The organism is uncultured Megasphaera sp., from assembly GCF_958350005.1.
GTDB lineage: Bacteria > Bacillota > Negativicutes > Veillonellales > Megasphaeraceae > Megasphaera.
Genome location: NZ_CATWFF010000196.1, coordinates 1 through 3,627 on the forward strand (window position 1 = coordinate 1; position 3,627 = coordinate 3,627).

At 45.3% G+C, this 3,627-nt stretch carries 3 protein-coding genes; all 3 read right to left on the bottom strand.

What is annotated here, in order from left to right; translation table 11 throughout:
• Positions 1-50 precede the first annotated feature (50 nt).
• Complete coding sequence (locus Q3886_RS09365; RefSeq protein ID WP_301861166.1) at positions 51-809, bottom strand: IclR family transcriptional regulator; 759 nt, start codon at positions 807-809, stop codon at positions 51-53.
• A 175-nt stretch (positions 810-984) separates the two neighbouring features.
• Complete coding sequence (locus Q3886_RS09370) at positions 985-2,178, bottom strand: pyridoxal phosphate-dependent aminotransferase (protein WP_301861168.1); 1,194 nt, start codon at positions 2,176-2,178, stop codon at positions 985-987.
• A 14-nt stretch (positions 2,179-2,192) separates the two neighbouring features.
• Positions 2,193-3,627, bottom strand: a 1,435-nt coding sequence (locus tag Q3886_RS09375) for a 4-hydroxyphenylacetate 3-hydroxylase family protein (protein WP_301861169.1), incomplete at its 5' end; no start/stop codon positions are given.

Sequence of the window (3,627 nt, forward strand, 5' to 3'; positions counted from 1 at the left end):
CCGTACGACAACATGTATTATACTATAGAGGACGGATGGTGTAAAGTTTTTTACAGGATAATTTTGGCATATGACTGTGAAATGGTATCCGCCGCCTGACGAGCTGTATTCAGGATATGTCCCGTATTCTCCGGTGTAATCCGGACTTTGGGAACACTAACACTGATAGCGGCAATAACCTTTTTAGGAAATGCAAAAACAGGCACGGCAATACAATACAGGCCCAGGCTGAACTCTTCATCATCTAGGTAATATCCCTGTTCTCTGGTTTTAACAATTGTCTCATACAGCGTATCCAGGGAAAGGGGACTTTGATCAATGGGACGGATCAATGGTTCTGGAAAAAGCTCCTGTATATCTTCTCTATCCATATAAGCCAGAAGGCATCTTCCTAATCCAGTACAGTATAAGGGATATTTTGTTCCCAAAATGAAATTAGGACGTAACAGCTGATTCGAATCCTGTTTGGCAATATATTCCAGCTGACTGCCAATACGAATTCCTAAATTAACCGTTTCATCTGTAACATCATTTACTACTTTCATCGCCGCTTTTGCCTGTTCCAGCCATAAGGGGGCCGCATTTTGAGAGGATAAGGGACGCAGGGCCCGCAGCGATAAGCGGTATTTTTTATTATAGGGATTCTGGTACAGCATTCCCGCAAATTCCAGCGAATTAATAAGCCGCTGCACCGTACTTTCTGGCTGTCCCGTAAGGGAGCTAAAATCGCTGATGCCAAATTCTTCCCGATCGGATTGAAAACAATCAAGAAGAGCCAAACTTTTTAAAATCGAACTATTGTATCCCATCGTATCATCTCATTTCTATTGCAATTCTTACGGCTGCCGTTGAAGCGCAATCGTACTGCGCTTATATCTTTGGCTGTATTATATCACATAATATCGAGAAAAAAACATCCGGCTCCGGCAACATACGCCATTACAGAGCCGGATGCACAATATCCATCACGCAGACTTACTATGGTTATACATGCGAATATAACTCATACAGCTGTTTAAAGACAGGTAAGGATCGCCGAATCATATCAGGATCGACGCAATAGGAAATGCGGCAGTATCCGGGGCAACCAAATTCATCACCGGGGACGATGAGGATGTTCAGTTTTTTTGCGTTTTCCATAAACTGGTTTGCGTCACCATCAGGTGCTTTGACAAATAAATAAAATGCCCCCGAGGGATATACACACTGAAAGCCGATGTCTGTCAAGCCGTGATAAATCAATTTCCGATTACTGTCATAAATGCCGATGTTCGCAGTTTTCCCCTGGCAGGCCAAGATGACTTTCTGAAACAGATGCGGTGCGCAGACAAACCCCATAGAACGTCCGGATCCACATACAGCCGTGAAGATCTCCCTGCTTCCGTCGACCTCATTAGGCACGAGAATATAGCCTACCCGTTCCCCTGGCAACGACAGCGATTTGCTATAAGAATAACAGATTACCGTATTTTTATAAAATTCAGGAACATATAAAACGGGAAGACCATCATAAATAACTTCCCGATACGGTTCATCAGAAATTAAAAAGATAGGATGTCCAAATTCGGCCGATTTGCAGCGCAGAAGCTCACCCAATTTCATCAGCGTATCTGCAGAGTATACGCTTCCTGACGGATTATTAGGCGTATTGATGATGACGGCTTTGGTATGGGATGTAATCGCTTCTGCCAACCCAGTCATGGACAGTTGAAACTGTTCCGTATCTGGCGGAACCATGACGAGGCGTCCGCCAGCATTTTGAATAAATACACGGTATTCCGGAAAAAAAGGCGCATTTACGATAATTTCATCTTCATTTTCTGCAATAAGAGCCCGCAAAATAATAGCCAGAGAAGCAGAGGCCCCACAAGTCATATAAAAATTATTGCCGGTCACGTTGGCTTGGAAAGTTTGGTTCATGTAGTCGGCCACTCCCTGCCGGACAACAGGATCTCCCGGAGCCGGCGTATATCCATGTATTGCAGCAGGGGCCTCTTCCCGGGCCAGCCGGACAATTTCATCCTGTACACAGTTTGGGGCAGGAATACTGGGGTTGCCAATACTGAAGTCAAAGACATTTTCTTTTCCTACTTTTGCGGCCTGTTCCTGTCCATAGTCAAACAGGGCGCGAATAGCCGAGCGTTTTGCGCCTAATGCATACATCGTAGTATCGTACATATACCGTTCCTCCCTCACTTTTTCTTTTTTCCCAAAGCACGAATGTCTTCAGCAGCCTTATCCGGTACGCCGGCTAACCGTAACGCACACTGTTTCTTAAAATCCAGATGGGATAAGCTGGAATACATCACTTTCTGTGCCTGAGGCGATCCGGCGCCATGCATACTTTCAACTAAAGCCGTACCGCCGGTCATATTTTCGATAAGCCGGGCAACGCGCATACGGTACTCTGTCGGTATACTGTCGACGCCGCGGAAATATTTATCTACATACTTTCCAATATCAGGATTCTTTAAATCCGATTCAGACGGCAGCGTTGCTACAAGTCCACCAGCAATATCCTGAGCCAGACGGTCAATATCATAAATAAGGCGCGTTACATTATGCTTTCCAACATTGGCCAATAATGGATTGACATAGTATGAACCGCAGGGCAATGGCTTTCCTTCAGCAGAGCAGGCAATGGAGCAGGCATACAGCGTTTCGGCCAGATGAATCATTTCATTGATTTTTTCTTTAATATGTCCAGCTTTCCCATATCCGCTCATATCGGCCATTGCCGCAGCGGCACCTATGACAATATCGGAAACGCCGCCTTTGCAGCCTCCATAATTCTGGCGGTGATAGCAGGCAAATCTAGATACCAGATCTCGTGTAAACTCGACTTCACCGCACATGAATACGCGTTCCCACGGCACGAATACATCATTCAGCACAGTCAGACATTCACCGCCGACAATGCCAAAATTGGCATTACCCTGATCCAGTTTACCTTCCAACTTACGGTCATCGTTGGTCTGACGGCCAAAGATATGAATAACTCCTTCAGCATCAACGGGCAGCGCACAACAAACTGCATAGTCTTCTTCACCAGGAATCATGCCCATTGTAGGCATAATCAGCATTTCATGGGAATTGACCATTCCAGTCATATGTGCCTTAGCCCCACGTAGGACAATCCCCTTTTCGTCTCTTTTCACGACATGGACAAATAAATCGGGGTCTGCCTGATTTCCTGGCCGCAGGTTACGATCTCCTTTTGGATCCGTCATGGCACCGGCGACCATCAGGTCTTCATCCTGCCAGTATTGCAGAAATTTCTTATACCGTTCATGATAGTTGGTTCCCAGTTTCTGATCCATTTCATATGTCACACTGTATACAGAATTATTGGCATCAAAACCAACACAACGCTGGTAACAGGTACCGGTCTTCTGCGACAGTGTCCGCAGCAGCTTTACTTTATTGAGTAAATCCTCTGTGCTCTGATGAATAGAAGTAAATCGGTTGATTTTCTTTCCCGTCATATGGGATGTCGTTGTGGCCAGTGTTTCATACTGCGGATCATTAGCGACGACATAGGTCATGGCTGCTGCGTTAACATGGGCCTTAATAAAAGGATGTTCGATCACTTCTGCCCCTTCATATAATTTGCCTTTAATATATACT

Excerpts from the sequence above, each read along its gene's own strand:
- Q3886_RS09365 (WP_301861166.1), bottom strand. The coding sequence starts at position 809 with ATGGGATACAATAGTTCGATTTTAAAAAGTTTGGCTCTTCTTGATTGT.
- Q3886_RS09370 (WP_301861168.1), bottom strand. The coding sequence starts at position 2,178 with ATGTACGATACTACGATGTATGCATTAGGCGCAAAACGCTCGGCTATT.